The 20,851-nt window shown below is 70.4% G+C and carries 16 protein-coding genes and 1 tRNA gene; 10 read left to right on the plus strand and 7 right to left on the minus strand.

The annotated features are described in order from the left end of the window. Window positions 1-32 precede the first annotated feature (32 nt). Together G5C60_RS28815 and G5C60_RS28820 are read right to left on the minus strand one after the other, a co-directional pair. Window positions 33-3,326: an SUKH-4 family immunity protein gene (locus G5C60_RS28815; protein WP_165263859.1), complete on the minus strand. Its 3,294-nt coding sequence runs from the start codon at window positions 3,324-3,326 to the stop codon at window positions 33-35. A 7-nt stretch (window positions 3,327-3,333) separates the two neighbouring features. After that, window positions 3,334-4,320, minus strand: coding sequence for an SMI1/KNR4 family protein (locus tag G5C60_RS28820; protein WP_165263860.1), 987 nt, complete (start codon window positions 4,318-4,320; stop codon window positions 3,334-3,336). 342 nt (window positions 4,321-4,662) lie between these two features. Between G5C60_RS28820 and G5C60_RS28825 the strand changes: the two genes are divergently transcribed. Together G5C60_RS28825 and G5C60_RS28830 are read left to right on the plus strand one after the other, a co-directional pair. Next, complete coding sequence (locus tag G5C60_RS28825; RefSeq protein WP_165263861.1) at window positions 4,663-5,166, plus strand: YwqJ-related putative deaminase; 504 nt, start codon at window positions 4,663-4,665, stop codon at window positions 5,164-5,166. A 126-nt stretch (window positions 5,167-5,292) separates the two neighbouring features. Beyond that, window positions 5,293-5,790: an SUKH-3 domain-containing protein gene (locus G5C60_RS28830; RefSeq protein WP_165263862.1), complete on the plus strand. Its 498-nt coding sequence runs from the start codon at window positions 5,293-5,295 to the stop codon at window positions 5,788-5,790. Between the two features lie 65 nt (window positions 5,791-5,855). Here G5C60_RS28830 and G5C60_RS28835 read toward each other — a convergent pair whose 3' ends face one another. Continuing rightward, complete coding sequence (locus G5C60_RS28835) at window positions 5,856-7,169, minus strand: sensor histidine kinase (protein ID WP_165263863.1); 1,314 nt, start codon at window positions 7,167-7,169, stop codon at window positions 5,856-5,858. Window positions 7,170-7,427: 258 nt separating this feature from the next. Between G5C60_RS28835 and G5C60_RS28840 the strand changes: the two genes are divergently transcribed. The 5 genes from G5C60_RS28840 (at window position 7,428) to pth (ending at window position 11,645) form a co-directional block, all read left to right on the plus strand. Further along, window positions 7,428-7,499 (plus strand) — tRNA-Gln (locus G5C60_RS28840). 141 nt (window positions 7,500-7,640) lie between these two features. Further along, window positions 7,641-9,089: a bifunctional UDP-N-acetylglucosamine diphosphorylase/glucosamine-1-phosphate N-acetyltransferase GlmU gene (glmU, locus tag G5C60_RS28845; RefSeq protein WP_165263864.1), complete on the plus strand. Its 1,449-nt coding sequence runs from the start codon at window positions 7,641-7,643 to the stop codon at window positions 9,087-9,089. Window positions 9,090-9,207: 118 nt separating this feature from the next. After that, window positions 9,208-10,182 (plus strand): ribose-phosphate diphosphokinase, encoded by a 975-nt coding sequence (locus G5C60_RS28850; RefSeq protein ID WP_165263865.1) that lies wholly within the window; start codon window positions 9,208-9,210, stop codon window positions 10,180-10,182. Window positions 10,183-10,382: 200 nt separating this feature from the next. Beyond that, entirely contained in the window at window positions 10,383-10,973 is a 591-nt protein-coding gene (locus G5C60_RS28855) for a 50S ribosomal protein L25/general stress protein Ctc (RefSeq protein ID WP_165263866.1), read from the plus strand. Between the two features lie 69 nt (window positions 10,974-11,042). Beyond that, window positions 11,043-11,645, plus strand: coding sequence for an aminoacyl-tRNA hydrolase (gene pth, locus G5C60_RS28860; protein WP_165263867.1), 603 nt, complete (start codon window positions 11,043-11,045; stop codon window positions 11,643-11,645). Here pth and G5C60_RS28865 read toward each other — a convergent pair. Beyond that, complete coding sequence (locus tag G5C60_RS28865; protein ID WP_165263868.1) at window positions 11,642-11,854, minus strand: hypothetical protein; 213 nt, start codon at window positions 11,852-11,854, stop codon at window positions 11,642-11,644. The two genes, pth and G5C60_RS28865, sit on opposite strands and share 4 nt — an antisense overlap. A gap of 438 nt (window positions 11,855-12,292) precedes the next feature. On the opposite strand from G5C60_RS28865, the gene G5C60_RS28870 reads away from it, so the two are divergent. Beyond that, a complete protein-coding gene (locus G5C60_RS28870) occupies window positions 12,293-12,778 on the plus strand; it encodes a hypothetical protein (RefSeq protein WP_165263869.1) in 486 nt (161 codons plus the stop codon). 92 nt (window positions 12,779-12,870) lie between these two features. Here the strand turns inward: G5C60_RS28870 and ppc are convergent, their stop codons facing one another. After that, window positions 12,871-15,603, minus strand: a complete 2,733-nt coding sequence (gene ppc / locus G5C60_RS28875) for a phosphoenolpyruvate carboxylase (RefSeq protein WP_165263870.1) — start codon at window positions 15,601-15,603, stop codon at window positions 12,871-12,873. A 309-nt stretch (window positions 15,604-15,912) separates the two neighbouring features. On the opposite strand from ppc, the gene G5C60_RS28880 reads away from it, so the two are divergent. Both G5C60_RS28880 and G5C60_RS28885 read left to right on the plus strand, forming a co-directional pair. Then, window positions 15,913-16,923 (plus strand): acyl-CoA desaturase, encoded by a 1,011-nt coding sequence (locus G5C60_RS28880; RefSeq protein ID WP_165263871.1) that lies wholly within the window; start codon window positions 15,913-15,915, stop codon window positions 16,921-16,923. Next, a complete protein-coding gene (locus tag G5C60_RS28885) occupies window positions 16,920-17,597 on the plus strand; it encodes a TetR/AcrR family transcriptional regulator (RefSeq protein WP_165263872.1) in 678 nt (225 codons plus the stop codon). The genes G5C60_RS28880 and G5C60_RS28885 overlap by 4 nt, the downstream gene beginning before the upstream one ends. Window positions 17,598-17,726: 129 nt before the next feature. Here G5C60_RS28885 and G5C60_RS28890 read toward each other — a convergent pair whose 3' ends face one another. Together G5C60_RS28890 and G5C60_RS28895 are read right to left on the minus strand one after the other, a co-directional pair. After that, window positions 17,727-19,769: a glycosyltransferase gene (locus G5C60_RS28890; protein ID WP_165263873.1), complete on the minus strand. Its 2,043-nt coding sequence runs from the start codon at window positions 19,767-19,769 to the stop codon at window positions 17,727-17,729. 79 nt (window positions 19,770-19,848) lie between these two features. Further along, window positions 19,849-20,745, minus strand: a complete 897-nt coding sequence (locus G5C60_RS28895; protein WP_420907419.1) for a PaaX family transcriptional regulator — start codon at window positions 20,743-20,745, stop codon at window positions 19,849-19,851. Window positions 20,746-20,851 lie beyond the last annotated feature (106 nt).

The following is a 20,851-nucleotide window of genomic DNA, read 5'->3' on the forward strand; positions in this document are numbered from 1 at the left end:
ACTTCGACGCCTTCGTCGCCTTCAACACGACGTCAGAGCAAGCCGTCCCACATCTGCTCCAGCAGCACCGACCACCAGCTCTCCGGCGAACCGAGCGCCGCCGGGTCGAGGGAGGCGAGCTGTGCCTGGAAGTCGACGGTCCAACGACCCGCCTGCTCCTGGTTCAGCCCGAAGCGAAGACGCCACATACGGCCCAGCAAGGCCAGGCTGCGCGCGAACTCCGGCAGCCCGGTGTTCACGAACTGCGGCGGTACGGGAGCACCGCCCGGCCCTGCCTCGACCGGTACGGCCACGATGTTCGCCGTGCCGTACTGGACGCAGATCGCCTTCCCGAAGTCGCTGCCCATGACGAGGTACGAGCCCGCGTCCGCGGCCGGCTGCACCCCGCGCTCCTGCGCCAGTTCGGCGAGCGTCGGGACCGGGCGGCCCGGCTGCGCCTGCGCCCAGAAGAACGGGTTCATGTCCGTCGGCAGTCCGGCCACCACGAGCGTGTGCGCCACAACCGGCGGTACGCCCTGCCGGGACACCGCGGCCTGGTCGAACCGGAAGATTCCCGGCCCGAACGCCGCCGCCAGCTCCTGGCCGATCGCCTCCGGCGGAATCGGCGGCGAGGGCTGCACCGGCGGCAACGGCGCACGCACCGGTGCCGGTCGGGCAGGCCCGTCCGCCACCTGGTGCAACTCGCCTTGGTGCGCGATCAGTTGGGCCATGCCCTGCTGACGGCTCGCGTGATCCGTGCCGTACGGGGCGATGCTGGTGATCCGCGCCTGCGGCCAGCTCTCCCGGATCATCCGCGCACAGTACGCACCCGGCAGTTCGCAGGACTCCAGCTCCGTGTGGAGCTCCAGCACCTGCTGCGGGGGCACGTTCATGGCACGCAGCTCGTGCAGGATCTGCCACTCCGGGTGCGGCGTGCCCGGCGCGGAACGCCGGATGAGCTGCTGCTCGGAACCGTCCTGCGCGCGGTAACGGAGTACCGCCTGATAACCGGGGCCGACGGTCGGCTGGCCCTGCTGCGGATAGCCGTACGCCGGGGGCTGCTGACCTGGCAACGACCCGCCCGGCATGGGGGGCTGACCCGGCATCGGCTGGGGGGTGCCCGGAGGCATCCCGGGAGCACCGGGCGCGCCGGGCGGCATGCCGGGAGCCTGGGGCGGCGGAGGCGTGCCCGGACCGGCGGGGCCGGGACCAGGACCGGGGCCGGACAGCACTGTCTGGGCGTGGTGGACACCACCGGAGGGCGTGCCGCCCGGAGGGTTCGGAGCACCGGGCGGCTGAGGCGCGCCCGGGGTGCCGGGGGCGCCCGGCGGCTGGGGGACGCCAGGACCGCCCTGGCCAGGAGCGCCAGGGCCAGGAGTGCCGGGGCCGGGACCGGCGAGCATGGTGGCCGCATGGTGGACGCCACCGGACGGCGTACCCGGCGGGTTGGGAGCGCCCGGAGGCTGCGGCGCACCAGGCGCACCAGGCTGGCCGGGAGCACCGGGCGGGCCCGGCGGCTTGGGCCCACCGGAACTGCCGCCGGGCTGATTCGGATCGGCGAACACCGTTGCGGCGTGATGGACGCCACCGGAGGGCGTACCACCCGGAGGGTTCGGAGCACCGGGCGGCTGAGGCGCACCCGGCCTGCCAGGCGCACCCGACCCCTCGGGCCCGTCAGGACCGAGCTGCGAGACGAACTGGGTGGGGACGTACCCACTACCCCCTGGCGTCCCCGGCGCACCGGGCCCGGACGGCGGAGGCGTACCCCCCGGCCGCGCACCCGGCGTCCCGGGCGCACCCGGCGGAGGCGGCGTACTGACTCCACCGCCGCCCCGCGCCCCACGCGGCGGCGACTGCGCCTTGCTGGTCGCGGCGTCGGCGATGTCACCGGCGTTGGGCGGCAACGGCCGCCCCGGCGCCCCCGGACCGCCGGGCGGCTGCGGCGGGTTGGGCCCGGCGGGAGGCGGCGTACCCGGAGCAGCACCGGGCCCCTGCGGATAGCCGTACGAGGAGCCGGGCGGCGGAGTACCAGGCGCCCCCGGACCCTGAGGAGCCCCAGGCGGCGGCGTACCCGGAGCCGCACCAGGCCCCTGCGGGTACCCGTACGAGGAACCAGGAGGCGGAGTACCGGGCGCACCCGGAGGCGGCGCCCCCTGCGGACCACCCGCAGCCGGCGCACCAGGCCCCTGCGGATAGCCGTACGAGGACCCGGGCGGCGGAGTACCAGGCGCACCCGAACCCTGAGGAGCCCCAGGCGGCGGCGTACCCGGAGCCGCACCGGACCCCTGCGGATACCCGTACGAGGAACCAGGAGGCGGAGTACCGGGCGCACCCGGAGGCGGCGCCCCCTGCGGACCAGCCGGAGCCGGCGCTCCCGGCCTCTGCGAAGCAGCGGGCGGTGGCGTGCCCGGTGTGGCCCGGCCCTGCTCGTCGTCGAGCTGCGCGGACACCGCCGTGCGCGGAAGCTGGCTGCCGCCTGACATCAGCGCGGTCTTGGCGTCGGGTGCCGCGGGCGGTGGCGTACCGCCGTCGTCGGCATCGCTCAGCGGCGGCGCGAACACCGTCGCCGGCAACGGCACCGAACGGTCCTCGCCCGACTCGGCGTTGGTGTCGGTCCCGGCCCACGGGGTGGCCGCGGCGGGCGTACCCGGCCCGTCGCCGGTACCCGAGTCCGCCCCGCCTCCGGCGGCGGGCCACGACGTGCCACCCCCGGGAGCGGCGGGCGTACCGGGCGCCGACGGAGCACCGGGCGGCCCGGACGGCGCACCCGAATCCCTCGCTGCCGACGGCGAACTCCCGCCTCGCGCCGACCCATTGGCGGCGCCGGCCCCGGCGTCGGCGGATGCGGCAGCCGGACGAGAACCTGTCCCGTCGGACGAACCCGCGGACGAACCGGACGAATCCCCGGCGGGCCGGGACGAGCCCCCGGAGGACCCGGAGGACCCGGTCGACGCCCCCTCCCGCCGATCCGGAATCCCCATCCGGTCCGCCGCCTCCTGCAACCACTCCGGAGGAGTCAGCAGGAACGACGTCTGGTTCAGATCCACCCGCGCCGGAGGCGCCGGCGCCGGTTCGGGAGAGGCGTCCGGCAGCCCGTACTCCTCCTCGTACCGGCGGATCACCTCACCCACCGGCAGCGACGGCCACAACGTGGCCTCGCCGCTGTCACGCGCGATCACGAGCCGCGCCGCGCCTCCGTCGGAGCGCGGGCCGTCGGCCCGGTCCTCCGCCCAGACCACGAAACCGAGCTCGAACTCCCGTACCCGCACCTCACGATGCTGATACGAGGCCACATCACCGTTGATCCACTCTTCCGCGCGCTCCTGCGCCTGCGCGAAGGTCACCATCGGACGCTCACTCCCCCACCGAAGAGACGGACACGGCACGCGCGAAGCCGCCGTCCACCATCAGGTTCGCCACGGTCTCCAGCTCCGGCGGATTGCCCGCGAGCCGGCCCAGGAACTGGTCGAAGTCGTCACCACAGGGCAGCAACAGCCGCTGCACCCGCTCCGGCGGCGGCCACGCGTCCTGGTCCCGGGCGTCGTCGTACGCGCAGAACCAGACCGACCCGGCCCGCTCGCCCTTCACCTTCACCGCGAGCAGCCCGCCCTGTACGAAGCCGACTCCCAGGTAGTCCTTGGTGAGGTGGTCGCGCAGACACTTGTTGACGTACACGAGGTCGTTGACGGCCGCCTCGTCCCGCACCGTGAAGAACGGCTGGTCGACGAGCAGCCCGAGTTCGGCGTCCAGCGCGGCTCCCACGGGGGCACACCCGCCCGCCGCCTTCAAGAACGACCGGTAGGGACCCGGAAGCCGATACCCCAGGTCCTCCTCGACTCCCAGCACCTCCTGCTCGGTCACCGCGACCGACGTCTTCGGCAGTCCGAAGTGCACGGGCCGCGTCTCCTGCAACGGCCGCGTACCCCTCTTGTTCTGGTCGACGGCCGCCGTCGCGAGCCCGCCGTGATGCCGCAGCAGGGCCTTCACCTCGACCGGCACCAACTCGAGGCGCCGCGAACCCGGCACGTGGTGCCAGGTCCAGCCGTGCGGAGTCGCCACCGACGGGATGGTGTCCCACAGGTCGTGCCCCGCGGCCGCCATCGCCGCGTTCGCGGACACATAGTCCGTCAGCCGCAGTTCATCGACACCGAAGCCCTCGGGCGGCTCGGCGATCTCCGCCGCGGCACGCGCATAGACCGAGAAGTCGGGGTAGCCGTACTCGTCGACCCGTACACCCCTGGGGTGTCGGGCGGCCCGGACCGGGTCCGGAAAATGTACGACCTGCCCGGCATAGGCCGCGTTCGGCGGCGCGGCTTGCTGCCCGAGCCGACCTGTCGTCATGGCGGTTGCCCCCTGCGGCGTTCTGATTGGATCGCGGATGTCGACAGCCTATGCGGTTGTAAGACACCGGTCACCGGGCCTCCGGTTTCGCACGGGCCGGGGGGTTCTCACTCGTACGGGCCGGGATGTCTCACTCGCACGGGCCGGGGTGTCTCACTCGTACGGGCCGGGCGGCCCCGGTTCCGTGACCTGCCGTCACCCTGCCGTGACCGTGCGACGAAGAACGGGCGTGTCGTGCTGCCTCAGCTTCCGCACCAGCCACGGAGTTTGGCACTCTGTCCCCGCACCGGGGGGCGGTGACACCAGCGGCTGCCGCCGCGGGGAAGGGGAGGAAGCAACATCATGAGCGCCACGCACACCGGCACATCCGGCGATCCCCGGGTCGGCTGGAGCAGCACCGAGAGACCCCACGCGCCCGCCCTCCTGCATCGCAGGGACGGCATACTCCCCACCGTCGCCGCGGCCCTCTCCGTACGCGGCGCGACCCTCACCGGCACGGCCGCACGCGGCGACCAGCTGCCCGAGCTCCACCCCCTCGTACGGGACTTCCTCGACACCCTGACGAGCGGCCAGCGCGACCGCTTCACCGGCCGGTGCGCCGAGACGATCCTCATCTCGCGGCACCTCAGCGCGATCGACGCGGCCCGCTCCAAACGGGCCGCCCGCAAACCCATGACCAACGGCGAAGCCCGCAAGTCCCTCAAGAGCGCCAAGCTCACGGCCCGCCGCATCCGCGAGGACGGCGACCCGCTCCACGGCAGCTTCGCCGCACCCTGCCGCTCCTGCACCGCGCTCAGCGCCCACTTCGGCGTACGCATCGTCGACCCGACGACACCGGAGGCGTGAGCCTTCCCACATCTACGCGCATATTCATACACACGTGCCCATACGCGCGTACGAAGAGGCGAAGAGACACCGACAGACAGAACAACAGACGGAACAGACGGAACAGAACAGACGAACGTAGGGCCGATGCACGCCGACCGCACCACCTCCACGACCCGCTTCCCCGGACCCGTCGACGCCGCGCTGCGCGCCGCCGGATGGCAGCCGGGCCGCTGGGACATAAAGCAGGCCGAGATCTGGGCCGACGCCATGCGCGGCCACGAGTCCCCGGCCGGCCACCGGCACGCCGTGTTCCCGGCGGCCGTGGAAGCGTGGGCGGAGTTCGGCGGTCTCCACGTCCCCGTCTCGGGCCCCGGCCGGCAGATCGCCCCCTCGCCCCTCCACCTCGACCCCCTGCACGGCCTCCACATGGCCCGCACCCTCGCCGACCTGGGCCGCGCCCTGGACACCGAGGTCTGCCCCCTGGGCGAGGAATCCGAAAGCCGCGCACTGCTGGCCATCGACGCCGAGGGCCGCGTCTACACCCTCGACCACACGGGCGACTGGTTCCTGGGCCCCGACATCGACCAGGCCCTGACCGGCCTCATCTCGGGCATCGAGCCGGTACGCCTGACAACCGGCTGACGCTGCAACCGAACCTGCTGAAGCTTCTGAACCTGCCGTCCTCGAGGCGGTCTCAGCCTCGGCTCTCAGCCCTCGGCCGGAATCACCGCGGACACCCGGAATCCACCCGCATCCGTCGGCCCCGACACGAACACCCCACCCAGCGCGACAACCCGCTCCTTCATCCCCAGCAAGCCGTTCCCCCCGCTCGGCAGCCGCGCGTCCGACGCCGCCTCCGGCTCCGGCGGAGGCTCGTTCTCCACCTGCATCGCTATCTCCGACGAACGATGCGCAAGACGCACATGCGTCTTCGCACCCGCCGCATGCTTGTGGACGTTCGTCAACGCCTCCTGCACGACGCGGTACGCGGTCTGCTCCACCTCCGGCGCGTACGCCCGGGAATCACCGTCGACCGACAGGTCCACGGCCATACCGGCGGCCGCCGACTGACCGAGCAGCTCATCGAGATCGTCCAGGCACGGCCCGTCGCCGCCCTCGTCGTCAACGGCCCGGGACGCCGCCGCGGCCGCCGCGGCCCCCACCGCCGCGAGCGGCGTCGAGTGAATCCGAGGCGCCAGAGAATCCCCCGCCCGCAGCACACCCAGCATCTCCCGCAACTCCGTGAGCGCCTGCCGCCCCATGTCCCCCACGAGAGCCGCGTTCTTCACCGCTTTCTCCGGATCCTTCCGGGCAACGGCCTGGAGGGCGGCCGCATGCACGACCATCAGGCTCACCCGATGCGCGACAACGTCGTGCATCTCACGGGCGATCCGCGTCCGCTCCTCGTTCCGCGCCCACTCCGCACGCTCCTCTGCCCGCTCGGCCAGCAACTGCAACTCCCGCTCCAGGGAATCGGCCCGCTCCCGCAGGCTCTCCATCAGCCGGCGCCGCGCGCCCACGTACAACCCGAGCAGTACCGGCGGAGCGGTCAAGCCCAGTGAGGTCGTCAGCGAAAGGAACGGCACAGCCCACTCGCCGAACGCCACATCACCGCGCACCACACCCTGATGCGCCCGCACGAACGTGACGATCAGCACCCCGACCATCGACATCGACGCCAGCGCCCCGATGATCCGCCGCGGCAACTCGGACGCGGCCAGCGTGTAGAGCCCGACGAGCCCCATCAGATAGCCCATCGCGGCAGGCGTGATCGCGATCGACACAAGAACGACAGCAATCGGCCACTTGCGACGCAACAGCAGGGTGGCCCCCGCGAACAGTCCGAATACCACCCCTACCGGCGTCGCCAACCCCGCGTCGCGCGCGAACGCAATCCCTTCGATCCCGCATTCGACAGCGGAGGCCAACGCGAGCCCTCCGTCGAGCAACGCGCTACGCCACCTCGCCCACCACCACGGCCCTGTCATGGCCGCGGTGTGGTCTTCCCCCGTCGTGGTCATGCCTCCAGCCTACGGGCGTCCGCCCGTGGTTTTCCGGCGAGTTTCCCGCACTGGCCTACACCACACAGCGCAATCGAACAGAAACGAAACCGGCCGGAATCCCTCAGGGCTCGGCCGCCGCCAGATCCGCGACGAGCTCCGGGGTCCACAACAAGGAGATCCACCAGCTTGTATCGTCGTGTGGAAGGTGCCTGGTGCGGCATAGTGTTGGGTGCCTGCCCGGCGACCTGGCCGAATGTCCGGTTCGGCCGGGTTCAGTCCCCCGTGGTGTAATTGGCAGCACTGTGGCTTTTGGTGCCATCTGTCCGGGTTCGAGTCCTGGCGGGGGAGCCTTGCTCGGTCCGGGGCCTGACCACCAAGTCAGGCCCCGCTCACATTTCCCCCGCACAACGCCCCGGTATCCTGCCGATGTCCGCACCCCAAAGACATTCCAGTAAGACATCGCAGTCATCGAAGCCGAAGGGCAAACCCGTGAGCGCCATTCGCCCGGCAGCCGTAGTCGTTCTTGCAGCGGGTGAGGGCACCCGTATGAAGTCGGCCACACCGAAGGTTCTGCACGACATCTGTGGCCGTTCCCTTGTGGGGCATGTGCTCGCCGCCGCGCGGGAGTTGGAGCCCGAGCAGCTGGTCGTCGTCGTGGGGCACGCGCGGGAGAAGGTCGCCGCGCATCTCGGGGAGATCGACCCGAGGGTGCGTACGGCCGTGCAGGCGGAGCAGAACGGCACCGGGCACGCCGTGCGCATGGGGCTGGAGGAGCTGGGCGGCGGTGTCGACGGGACCGTGGTCGTGGTCTGCGGGGACACTCCCCTGCTCAGTGGTGAAACGCTCCGCCACCTCGCGGCCACGCACTCTGCCGACGGGAATGCCGTCACCGTGCTGACTGCCGAGGTTCCGGACGCGACGGGTTACGGCCGCATCGTGCGCGACGGGGCCTCGGGGGCCGTGACGGCGATCGTCGAGCACAAGGACGCGAGCGAGTCGCAGCGGGCGATCCGTGAGATCAATTCGGGTGTCTTCGCCTTCGACGGGCAGCTGCTCGCGGACGCGCTCGGGAAGGTGCGGACCGACAACAGTCAGGGTGAGGAGTACCTCACGGACGTGCTCGGCATTCTGCGCGAGGCCGGGCATCGTGTCGGGGCGTCCGTGGCCGGTGATCATCGCGAGATCGCGGGGATCAACAACCGCGTGCAGCTGGCGGAGGCCCGTCGCATCTTCAACGACCGGCTTCTCCATCGGGCCATGCTCGCCGGGGTGACGGTCGTCGACCCGGCGACCACCTGGATCGACGCCACCGTCACGTTCGAGCAGGACGCGATCGTGCACCCGGGTACGCAGCTGCATGGCGCCACGCATCTCGGTGAGGGTGCGGAGGTCGGTCCCAACTCGCGGTTGAAGGACACGCAGGTCGGTGCGGGGGCCCGCGTGGACAACACGGTGGCGGACGGTGCCGAGGTGGGGCCGCAGGCGAATGTGGGGCCGTTCGCGTATCTGCGTCCGGGTACGCGGCTCGGGCTGAAGGCCAAGGTGGGTACGTACGTCGAGACGAAGAACGCGTCGATCGGCGAGGGGACGAAGGTTCCACATCTGTCGTACGTGGGTGATGCGACGATCGGCGAGTACTCCAACATCGGTGCCGCGAGCGTGTTCGTGAACTACGACGGGCAGGAGAAGCACCACACGACGGTGGGGTCGCATTGCCGTACGGGTTGCGACAACATGTTTGTGGCACCTGTCACGGTCGGGGATGGTGCGTACACCGCGGCGGGTTCGGTCATCACGAAGGATGTGCCGCCCGGTTCGCTGGCCGTGGCCCGTGGTCAGCAGCGGAATATCGAGGGCTGGGTGGCGCGGAAGCGTCCGGGGAGTGCGGCCGCGAAGGCGGCGGAGGTGGCTTCTCGGGAGGCCGAAAGTGAAAGGTGACCGGAAATCGGCACGTCTGCGACGGCGTACCGTGATAGGTGCACATCCGCACACCCAGCTGAGAGCTCCGAGTTAATCGCTCGACGACCGGCTGAGACACCTCTGAGGAGACAGTGCTGTGACCGGGATCAAGACGACCGGCGAGAAGAAGTTGATGTTCTTCTCCGGCCGCGCCCACCCCGAGCTTGCCGAGGAGGTCGCCCAGCAGCTGGGTGTCGGGGTTGTCCCGACGAAGGCCTTCGACTTTGCGAACGGCGAGATCTATGTCCGTTATGAGGAGTCGGCGCGAGGTGCTGACTGCTTCGTGATCCAGAGCCACACGGCTCCGATCAATCAGTGGATCATGGAGCAGTTGATCATGATCGACGCTCTGAAGCGGGCTTCCGCTCGGAGCGTCACCGTCATCGTGCCCTTCTACGGTTACGCCCGGCAGGACAAGAAGCACCGCGGACGTGAACCCATTTCGGCGCGTCTGATCGCGGACATGATGAAGACGGCCGGCGCCGACCGCATACTCACGGTCGATCTGCACACCGACCAGATCCAGGGCTTCTTCGACGGCCCGGTCGACCATCTCTTCGCGCTCCCGCTCCTCGCGGACTACGTGGGTAAGAAGGTGGCCCGCGACAAGCTGACGGTGGTCTCGCCGGATGCGGGCCGGGTGCGGGTGGCGGACCGCTGGTGTGACCGTCTTGGCGCGCCGCTGGCGATCGTGCACAAGCGTCGCGACAAGGACGTGGCCAATCAGGTCACTGTCCATGAGGTCGTGGGTGATGTGGAGGGCCGGGTCTGCGTCCTGGTCGACGACATGATCGACACGGGTGGCACGATCTGTGGGGCGGCGGACGCGCTCTTCGCACATGGTGCGGAGGATGTGATCGTGACGGCCACGCATGGTGTGCTGTCGGGTCCGGCCGCGGATCGTCTGAAGAACTCGAAGGTCAGCGAGTTCATCTTCACGAACACGCTGCCTTCGGCGAGTGATCTGCAGCTGGACAAGATCACGGTGTTGTCGATCGCGCCGACGATCGCGAGCGCGGTGCGTGAGGTCTTCGAGGACGGTTCGGTGACGAGCCTGTTCGAGGAGCAGTAGGCCTGGCCGCTCGCAGGCCTGATGATCGATTTCTGGTACGGCCTTCCCGCCGCGTAAGCTGTCACAGTTGCTCGGCGAGGGAGGCCGTACGGCGTTGTGAAAGGCGCTGTGTACGGCGGTCCGTTATCGACGCGCTCTTCGTAGCAGGCCGATGTATGGCCGGGTGACCACTTTCCCCCTATCTACGAGGAGTGATGAGCATGGCCGAGGTGAAGCTCGCCGCCGAGACCCGTACGGAGTTCGGCAAGGGTGCCGCACGTCGTATCCGCCGTGAGAGCAAGGTCCCGGGCGTTCTGTACGGCCACGGTGGCGAGACGGTGCATGTCACGCTGCCGGGCCATGATCTGCTGCTGGCTCTGCGTACGCCGAACGTTCTGCTGTCCCTGGACATCGAGGGCAAGACCCGGCTGGCGATCCCGAAGGCCGTCCAGCGTGACGCCATCAAGGGTTTCCTGGAGCACGTCGACCTGCTTCTCGTGCGCAGTGGCGAGAAGGTCAACGTCGACATCTACGTCCACACCGAGGGCGACCTGGCTCCGGGTGCCTACCTTGTCGAGCACGTGCTGAACGCGCTGCCGGTCGAGGCCGAGGCCACGCACATTCCGGAGTCGGTGACCGTGTCCATCGAGGGCCTGGCGGCCGGTGACTCCATTCTCGCGAAGGATGTCCCGCTGCCTGCCGGTACGACGCTGGCGATCGACGAGGATGCTGTCGTTCTGCAGGTTCTGGCCGCGCAGGCGGAGGAGGCCACGGGCGAGGCCGAGGGCGAAGGCGAGACCGCCGAGGCCTGATCCCTCACCGTCGTCGTTTCGCCGACCGCCGTTCCTCCGGGAGCGGCGGTCGGCGCGTATGAAGGAGACATGCACGTGACGAGCGACGCTGGTGCCCCCTGGCTGCTGGTGGGGCTGGGCAATCCAGGGCCCGAGTACGCGATGAACCGGCACAACGTGGGGTTCATGGTGGCCGATCTGCTGGCCGGGCGGGTCGGGGGCAAGTTCAAGCGGGCGGGGAAGGCTCAGGCGCAGGTGGTCGAGGGGCGGATCGGTCCGCCGGGTCCCGGGAGTCGGCGGGTGGTGGTGGCCAAGCCGATGTCGTACATGAATCTGTCGGGTGGTCCGGTGAACGCCCTGCGGGATTTCTACAAGGTGCCGGTCGCGAACATCGTCGCCATTCATGACGAGCTGGATATCGATTACGGCGTGCTGCGGCTGAAGCTCGGCGGTGGCGACAACGGTCACAACGGGCTGAAGTCGATGACGAAGGTGATGGGTTCCGACTATCACCGGGTGCGGTTCGGGATCGGGCGTCCTCCGGGGCGTATGCAGGTCGCCGATTACGTGCTGAAGGACTTCTCGTCGGCGGAGCGCAAGGAGCTGGACTACTTCGTGGACCGGGCGGCCGATGCGGTGGAGTGTCTGGTGATCGACGGGCTGGAGCGGGCGCAGGGGACGTACAACTCCTAGCCGGCCAACTCCTGGTCGGCGGGGAAGGCCGGGATGTCGTCGGCGTCGGCGTCGGTGTCCGGGTTGGCTTCGGCCCATTGGCCGGCGAGGGCCTGGAGTTCGGCGCGGTGAGGTGCGGCGGGTTCGTAGGCGGCGAGGGCGTGCAGGACGGGTTGGGCGCTGCTTCGCTGTGCGTGGGTGTCCAGCCAGGCGAGGGCGGGTGTGAGCACGTCGGGGTGCGAGGGCGGGACGGTGTGGAGGCTCGCGGAACGTCCCGTCGTCGGTGCGCCGCAGTGGCGCCAGGGGGTCTGTGTAGAGCTTCTCCCAGGTGGCGGTGTCCGGGGCTGTGGAAGGCAGTTCTGTGGAGGGTGCTTCTGTGGAGGGCGACTCTGTAGCGAGCGGTTCGTCACGGGTGCTGTCCGCCGTGGGGGCGGTGGCTCCTGGCAGGGTGCTGCCGCCCGCGCCGTCGGGGAGTCCGAAGGCGTCGCCCCAGTAGCACTCGTGGATGGCGAGGCCGGGGCCCGGACCCGCCCGCAGATCGGCTGTCGTCTCGTCGTACGCCTGCCGTCTCATCTCCCGTTCACCATAAGAACGTTGGGCTCCCCCGTCTCTGGTTCCCGCCCAGCCGACATTGACTTCAGGTGACCCCATGGCCAAGGATCGCCGCCATGTCTGCCCTCACCTCCAGCCAGAGCGCGACCACGGCGTTGCGGTTCGGGCGGCTCGCGGCGATGGGGACGGTCGCGGTGCTTCTGCTGATCGCCGGCGTCTGGGCCTCCTGGAGCACCGCCCAGCACGTGATGCTCACGAAGGGCCGCGAGCGCGGCACGATGACGGTCACTCGGTGCGCGGACGATCGCTGTACGGGCTCGTACGCGCCGGTGTCCGAGGGGTCCACCCCTCGTGACCGGGTCACCATTTCGAGCACGGTGGTGGCGAAGAAGGGCAAGACGTACGCGGTGGTGGTCAAGCCGGGCAGCAACGAGGTGGTCCGTGCGGGGCCCGGCGGGCTGCTTTATGCGTGGGTTCCGCTCGGTGGTGCGTTGCTGCTTGCTTCGCTGGTGGTGGCGGGTGGGTTGCGGATGCCTCAGCTTGCGTGGGTGCTGGGGGGCGCGGGGTTTGCGCTGGTCACGGCGGCGTTCGTGGCGCTGTGAGGGGGTTCGTCCTCAAACGCCGGACGGGCTGAAAGTCAGCCCCTCCGGCGTTTGAGGAGCGGGGGTTCGGGGGCCTGGCCCCCGAAACACCCTCACCCCGTGTTGCGCAACCCCGCCGCCACCCCGTTCACCGTCAGCAGCAGAGCCCTCGACAGGAGCGGATCCGGAGCCGCGCCGGAAGCCGCCGCGTCCCGCTGGCGCTTGAGCAGGGCGACCTGGAGGTAGGAGATCGGGTCCAGGTAGGCGTCGCGGATGGTGAAGGTCTGCTTCAGGACCGGCTGGGAGTCGAGGAGTTCCTGTTCGCCGGTGATCCGCAGGATCTCCCGCAGGGTCAGCCGATGTTCGGCCTCGATCGTCTCGAAGACGTGCTTGAGGTCGTCGGGGACGAGGGTGTCGACGTAGTGGCGGGCGATCCGCAGGTCCGTCTTGGCGAGGGTCATCTCGACGTTGGAGATGAAGTTGCGGAAGAAGTGCCACTGCTCGTGCATCTCCTCCAGGACGGAGTCCAGGCCGGCCTCGCGCAGCGCCTTCAGCCCGGAGCCGACGCCGAACCAGCCCGGCACGATCTGCCGCGACTGCGTCCAGCCGAACACCCACGGGATGGCCCGCAGCCCATCGAGCCCCGCACCGGAGTCGGGCCGCCGGGAGGGCCGGGAGCCGAGGTGCAGGTCGGCGAGCTGGTCCACGGGGGTGGAGGCAAAGAAGTACGCGGGCAGGTCCGGGTCCTCGACCAGTCGCCGGTAGGCGGCGTGAGCGGCGTCGGAGACGACGTCCATCGCGGCGTCCCAGCGGGCCAGTGCCTCGCCGGGCTGGCGCGGGGCCGTGTGCAGGGCGGAGGCCTGAAGGGTGGCGGCGACGGACAGTTCCAGGTTCTCGCGGGCGAGCGAGGGGATCAGGTACTTGTCGGAGATGACCTCGCCCTGCTCGGTGACCTTGATCTCGCCCTCGAGGGTGCCCCAGGGCTGGGCGAGGATCGCGTCGTGCGTGGGGCCGCCGCCACGGCCGACGGTGCCGCCGCGGCCGTGGAAGAGCCGAAGCCGTACGCCGTAGCGGTGGGCGACGTCGCGCAGGCGCCGCTGCGCCCGGTGGATCTCCCACTGGGAGGTGGTGATACCGCCGAACTTGGAGGAGTCGCTGTAGCCGAGCATGACCTCCTGGACATCGCCGCGCAGCGCCACGAGCCGCCGGTAGGAGGGGTCGGCGAGCATGTCCTCCAGGATGGTGTCGGCCGCGCGCAGCTCGTCCGTCGTCTCAAGCAGCGGCACGATGCCGATCTTCGCCCAGCCCGCGTGCAGATCCATCAGCCCGGCCTCGCGGGCGAGCACGGCGGCGGCGAACACGTCGTCCGCGCCCTGGCACATCGAGATGATGTACGACTCGATCACCTCGGGCCCGAACACCTCGAGCGCCCGCTTGACCGTCCCGAAGACACCGAGGGTCTTCTGTCCGGCCGCGTCCAGCGGGGCCGGAGTCGGCGCGAGCGGCCTGCGGGAGCGCAGTTCCTTGGCGAGCAGCTTGTGCCGGTACTCGCGCGGCATGTCCTCGTAACGCCACGATTCCTCGCCGAGCCGGTCGAAGAGCTGGCCGAGCGCGTAGTGGTGGGCGTCCGCGTGCTCCCGTACGTCCATGGTGGCCAGCTGGAGACCGAACGCGGCCAGCGTGCGGATCGTGCGGTTCATGCGGCCGTCGGCGAAGAGCGCGCCGCGGTGTTCGCGCAGGGACGTCTGGATCAGCGTGAGGTCGCGGATGAGGTGCGAGGTGCCGAGGTAGTCCCGGCCCGGCTCGTGCGGAGTGCCCTTGGCGAGGCGCTGCTTGGTGTTCTCCAGCTTCTGCCGGATGCAGGTCGCCTTGAGGCGGTAGGGCTCCTCGGCGTTGAGGCGCTTGTAGCGGGGGCTGATCTCCGGGAGGGCTTCGAGGTCGGCCTGGAGGGACTCCAGCAGTTCCTCCGTCGCGCCCGAGTAACGGATGGAGTTGGAGAGGAAGCCGCGCAGCTCGTCGATCATCTCCAGGGCGTCGTTGATGCCGTGCTCGTGCTGGAGGATCAGCACGTCCCAGGTCACGTCGGGGGTGACGTTCGGGTTGCCGTCGCGGTCGCCGCCGATCCAGGTGCCGAAGGTCAGCGGGCGGGTCTCGTCGGGCAGGACGACGCCGACGCGCTCCAGCTCGGCGGTGAGGTCTTCGAGTACGTCCCCGACGGCGCCGGCGTGCAGTTCGTCCAGGTAGTAGATCGCGTTGCGGGCCTCGTCCGCGGGCTCGGGGCGTACGACCCGCAGCTCGTCCGTCTGCCAGACGAGGTCGATGTTCTCGGCGAGGCGGGTGTCGTAGCGGCGCCGGTCCGCCTCGATGACGGGGGTCTCGAGGAGCGCGGCGATCCTGCGCAGCTTGTTCAGGACCGAGCGGCGGGCGGCCTCCGTCGGGTGCGCGGTGAAGACCGGGCGAACATTCAGGTGCCGTACGGTCGCGCGCAGGTGCTCGGGGTCGGCGTCCTTGAGCCGGTCCGCGGTACGGGCGAGGAGTCCGCCCTCGGCGGCCCGCCTGGCGCGCAGCTCGCGGCCGCGGTGCACCTGTTCGGTGACGTTCGCCAGGTGGAAGTACGTGGAGAAGGCGCGGACCAGCTTGGCCGCGGTCTCCAGTTCCGTGCCGCGCAGCAGCTCGGCGGCGGCCTCGCCGTTCTCGCGGGTGAGGCGGCGCACCCTCTCGACCAGTTCGAGGAGCTCAGGGCCCTCCTGGCGTACGAGGGTCTCGCCCAGCAGGTCGCCCAGGCGGCGGATGTCGGCGCGCAGCTCACTGCTGGTCGTGGTGGTCCGGTCGTCGGCACTGCTCACAGGTGCGGCTCCTTGCAGTGGTGAAGGACGTCTGAGGCTCGGCTGAAGGTGGGCCCGTAGGCCTGCGGCGGCGGTGGCCGCATAGCAAGAGGGCATCAGGGAAGTTAAGAAACAGAGCGGACCGCGCTGTCCGACCGATTCCAGGATAGGTCTCGATGCGGAGGCGCAGTCTCTCGGCCTCTTGCCGCCGGGCTGCGCACTGCCATACTTACGACGCCGTAGGTTACGGAACCGTAGGCATGACATAAGGAACCGTATGCCCGTACATCCGGCATCGTCTCAATCCACGAACCCCACAGGGGACGCCCCATGACCACAAGCTCCGATGTGATCGACGACGCCCCGAAGGCGAACAACGACACCTCGCTCCCCTCCGCCACCCTGGGCGGCGAGCAGAAGCGCTCGCTCGAGCAGATCACGCTCCTCCTCTTCATCACCGTCCCGTTTCTCGCCCTGCTCGCGGCGGTGCCGCTGGCCTGGGGCTGGGGGGTGAGCTGGCTGGACCTCGGTCTGCTGGTGTTCTTCTACTACCTCGGCTGCCACGGCATCACCATCGGTTTCCACCGCTACTTCACGCACGGCTCCTTCAAGGCGAAGCGGCCCCTGCGGATCGCGCTGGCAATCGCGGGCTCGATGGCGGTGGAGGGCCCGCTGGTCCGCTGGGTCGCCGACCACCGCAAGCACCACAAGTTCTCCGACGCCGAGGGTGACCCGCACTCGCCGTGGCGCTTCGGCGAGACCGTTCCGGCCCTGATGAAGGGCCTGTGGTGGGCGCACATCGGCTGGATGTTCGACGAGGAGCAGACGCCGCAGGACAAGTACGCGCCGGATCTGATCAGGGACGGGGCGATCCGTGCGATCTCCCGCCAGTTCATTCTGTGGACCCTGCTCTCGCTGGCGCTGCCGGCGCTGATCGGCGGTCTGGTGACGATGTCCTGGTGGGGAGCCTTCACGGCGTTCTTCTGGGGCTCACTCGTCCGGGTGGCGCTGCTGCACCACGTCACCTGGTCCATCAACTCGATCTGCCACGCGGTGGGCAAGCGCCCCTTCAAGTCGCGTGACCGTTCGGGCAACGTGTGGTGGCTGGCCGTGCTGTCCTGCGGCGAGTCCTGGCACAACCTGCACCACGCCGACCCGACGTCCGCCCGCCACGGCGTTGAGCGCGGTCAGCTGGACTCCTCGGCGCGGATCATCCGCTGGTTCGAGCAGCTCGGCTGGGCGTACGACGTGCGCTGGCCGTCACGCTCCCGTATCGATTCCCGCCGGAACCCGGACGGGAAGGGCGCCCGAGGCAAGACGGAGACCGCCGAGGCTGCATGATTGACGGCGTGGCGACCGACTCCAGCGCATCCTCGAGCAATGAAAAACCACGGCGCGCCCGCCGTACCCGGATGACCGGTGCGGAACGCCGGGCTCAACTGCTGGAGATCGGCCGCACCCTCTTCGCCACGAAGGGGTTCGAGGCGACATCGGTGGAGGAGATCGCGGCGAAGGCCGGCGTCTCCAAGCCCGTCGTCTACGAGCACTTCGGCGGCAAGGAGGGTCTGTACGCGGTGGTGGTGGACCGTGAGATGCGGCGCCTCCTCGACATGGTGACGAGCTCCCTCACCGCGGGCCACCCCCGCGAACTCTGCGAACAGGCCGCCTTCGCCCTCCTCGACTACATCGAGGAGTACACGGACGGTTTCCGCATCCTCGTCCGCGACTCCCCCATCCCGCAGTCCACGGGTTCCTTCGCCTCGCTGATCTCCGACATCGCCACGCAGGTCGAGGACATCCTGGGCCGCGAGTTCAAGAGGCGCGGCTTCGACCCGAAGCTCGCCCCGCTGTACGCGCAGGCCCTGGTCGGCATGGTCGCCCTGACGGGCCAGTGGTGGCTGGACGTCCGCCGCCCCAAGAAGGCCGAGGTGGCCGCCCATCTGGTGAACCTGGCCTGGCACGGCCTGGACGGCCTGGAGGCCAAGCCCCGCCTGATAGGCCGCCGCAAGAACTGAGCGGCCGGCGCAAAGAGCCGACCATCACTGGCCGACGCAAAGAGCCCGCCCTCCCTGGCCAGCGTCAACAGCCGGCCTCACTGGCCGGCGCAAACAGCCGGCCTCACTCGTCCTCGATGTCGCCGGCCCTCATTCCTCCTCGATGTCGCGGGCGCTCAGGGCCAGATCGTTGGTGGCGGTGAAGTACGGCCTGACCCGGGTGCGACCGCGCTCCGGGTGGCCGAGGACGACCGCCGGCACGACATCCGTCTTCTTGCGCGCCACCACGTCCCCGCCGATCCGGCCCACCGGAACGGGCCCCGTCCCCGTGGCGGTCACCAGCCGCAGATCCCACAGATCCTGCTCCATGCCTCGCCGCGCCATGGCCTCGTCGTACGGGACCGTGAACCGGAGGCGGTCCGCACCCGCTGCCCGGCCGGGCACAGCGAAGACCGGCACGCAGAAGTCGTACGCCCGGTCGGTCCGGGACACCGCCTGCACCACGGCCCCCACCCCTGCCCCTGACGCGAGGCCGGTGGCGCCGTGCAGCGTCACGGTGACGGAGACCGACCGCTCGCCGACCTCGATCCCGTCGACCTCGGCGTGGGCGGGCCGCAGCCAGGTGCGCAGGGCCAGGAAGCCGTCGACGGTGGTGTACGGGATCCACGCGCTCACGCCCGCTTCGCCGGCGGTGGGCGGTCGCCGCAGCAGGGGCGCCTGCTCGACGAGCCGGGCGGCCAGGCGGGTGCGGGGGCGCGGGCCGGTGGCGCGCGGGGTGACGTAACAGTCCCAGCGCCCCTCGGCGAGGCTGTGCTCCGCCCGGTGCAGGGTGACGCGGGCGGCCGTGTCCGGGGAGTCCGCGGCCGGGAGCACCGGGATGCGGGCCTCCCTCTTGTCGGGGTCGCGGCGCAGGCGCAGGACGAAGTCGTGTGGCCCTGCGGGCAGTTCGGCCCTGTTCAGCAGGACGGTCAGGCCGCCTTCGGGTGTCGCGCGGGCGTGCGCGGCGGGCCGCGGGGTGCGCTCCGGGAGGGCGGTGGGCGATGCCGGGCGCGGACGGACGATGCGGCTCAGCCGACGGAGCAGGGCCGCGCTCCCACCGATCCGCGTACGACGCCGCCCGCCCAGGTCGTCGATGAGGGCTTCGTAGCGGCGGGCGATGACGGAGGGAGCGTAAGCCGCCGCCTTCTCCCGGGTCCCGGCGGCGAGCCGGCTGTGGAGTGCCGGGTCCGCGACGAGTCGTTTCAGTGCGTCGGCGAGGGCGTCGACGTCGCCGGAGAGCGGTACGAGCAGTCCGTCCTGCCCGTCCGTGATGATCTCGCCGGGGCCGTGGGGGCAGTCGGTCGCGACGACCGGGACCCCGCAGTGCATGGCCTCGACGATCGTCATGCCGAAGGACTCCATGTCGGAGGAGACGACCGCGATCGCACCCTTGGCCCACTCGGTCTCGATGGGCGAGACGGGCCCCATGAGGAACGCGCGGTCGTACAGCCCGAGCCGGTCGATCTGCTCCCGCAGCCTCGCCTTCTCCGGGCCCCGCCCGTAGATCCGCAGGGTCACGGCCGGATGTTCCGCGGCGACCTTCGCGAAGGCCGAGATCAGCCGGTCGTATCGCTTGACGGCGATCAGGCGTCCGGCCGCCACGATGACGTCGGAGTCCAGGGACGAGGCGGCGACGGCCGGGGTGCGCACGCCGTTGGGGATGCACACGATCGTCGTCGCCACCTCGGGGAGCGCGGCGCGGTACTGCGCGGCGTCCGCCTCGGACACGGTGACGAAGGCGTCGAGATCCGCGACGGCTCTGTTCTGGCGTTCGCGCAGCTGCTCACTGTGGGCGTCGAGGCTCAGGTGCTCCTGGCCGATCCGCAGGTACCGGTGCCTGCCGTCGCGGGCGAGATGGCCGTTGAGGTCCGGGCGGGTGCCGATCACCACATCGGCGTCGGTGTACTTGAGGTAGCCGCCGACGCGCTCGCCCTGGAGGGCCGTGCAGGGCAGCTTCGTGGTGTCCTCGCGCATGTCGATCAGCGAGGTCAGCCGCACCCGCGGGTCGAACGGGAGCGCCGGTTCGTCCCGGACGCGGTGCACGCTGACGACCTCGACGTCGTGCCGGTCGGCGAAGGCCGCCGAGAGGTTCGCCGTCGAGCGGATGGTGCCGCCGATGCCGTAGGCGTTGTTGATAAGGAACGCGATCTTCACATGACATTCGTCGGCGCGCGCACCCCGCGCCTTGAGCACCCCGCGGTACCCACGGCATCCGCAAGCACCGAACCGCACTTCAAGCAGAGCGCAAGGGAGTCGTCTCCAAAAGCTCCCGTGCCATTCGCCCAGCCGACTCCGCCGTCTCCCGCGCGATGCGCCGGAACGTCTCCTGGGCCTGGCGGGCAGGCCACTCCGCGGGGAGGTGCTGGACCGGGAGCCTCGGGTCCGTACGAATGATCCGCAGCCACTCGGCGACCAGGCGGAGCCGGGTGGCGATGGGGTCGGCGGAGGCGACGCCGTCGCCGGCGCTCCACCGCTTGTCGAAGGCGGAGTACCGGGAGGCGACGCTCTCCAGGTCCCAGCTCTCGCGGATCATCAGGCCGACGTCGGTGAACTCGTCGGCGCGCGCGTGGAAGACCTTGACGTGGGAGGCGAGACCCAGCTCCGAGACGATGCCGTGGACGTCGACCCGGCCCGGCGCGATCCACAGTCCGCTGTAGAGCGCGCCGAACCCCGACCAGGTGAGCTGCGAGCGCAGGTCGTGGCGCTGGCGCTGCCAGGACTCCGGGAAGGAGAAGCCGAGCAGCGTCCAGGTGCCGTCCCAGTCCTCGTTGACCGCGCCGTCCCGCCAGATGCGCTGCCCGCCGTCCTCGAGGATGCGGACCGCCTGCGGGGTGAGGCCGAAGAACATCTTGCGGCCCTCGCGCTGACGCCGCAGCAGGCCCCGGTTGACCATGCGGGTCAGTGTTGACCGTACGGCCTGCTCTCCCGTCCCGACCCGGGCGAGTACGTCGATGATGCTGCCCGAGTACACGCACAGGTCGCCCTCGTCGAGGACGTGGTTGCCGAAGAAGGCGAGCACGAGCGACTGAGGGCGCAACTGCGGGGTGTCGGGGGAGTCGGGAGAGTCGGGAGACTCAGGGGCATCGAGGGTGTCCGTCGTGGCCGTCATGTCTGCGTTGGCGTCCTCCACAGCGGTAAGCGTACGACCGCCCGCACAGCGGGAGGTCGCGGGCGGCCGTACGCGCTTCTCACCGGCCGTCGGCGGGATGTGCCAGGTCGTAGGGGCGGGGGTAGGG

The organism is Streptomyces scabichelini (assembly GCF_011045015.1).
Taxonomy (GTDB): Bacteria; Actinomycetota; Actinomycetes; order Streptomycetales; family Streptomycetaceae; genus Streptomyces; species Streptomyces scabichelini.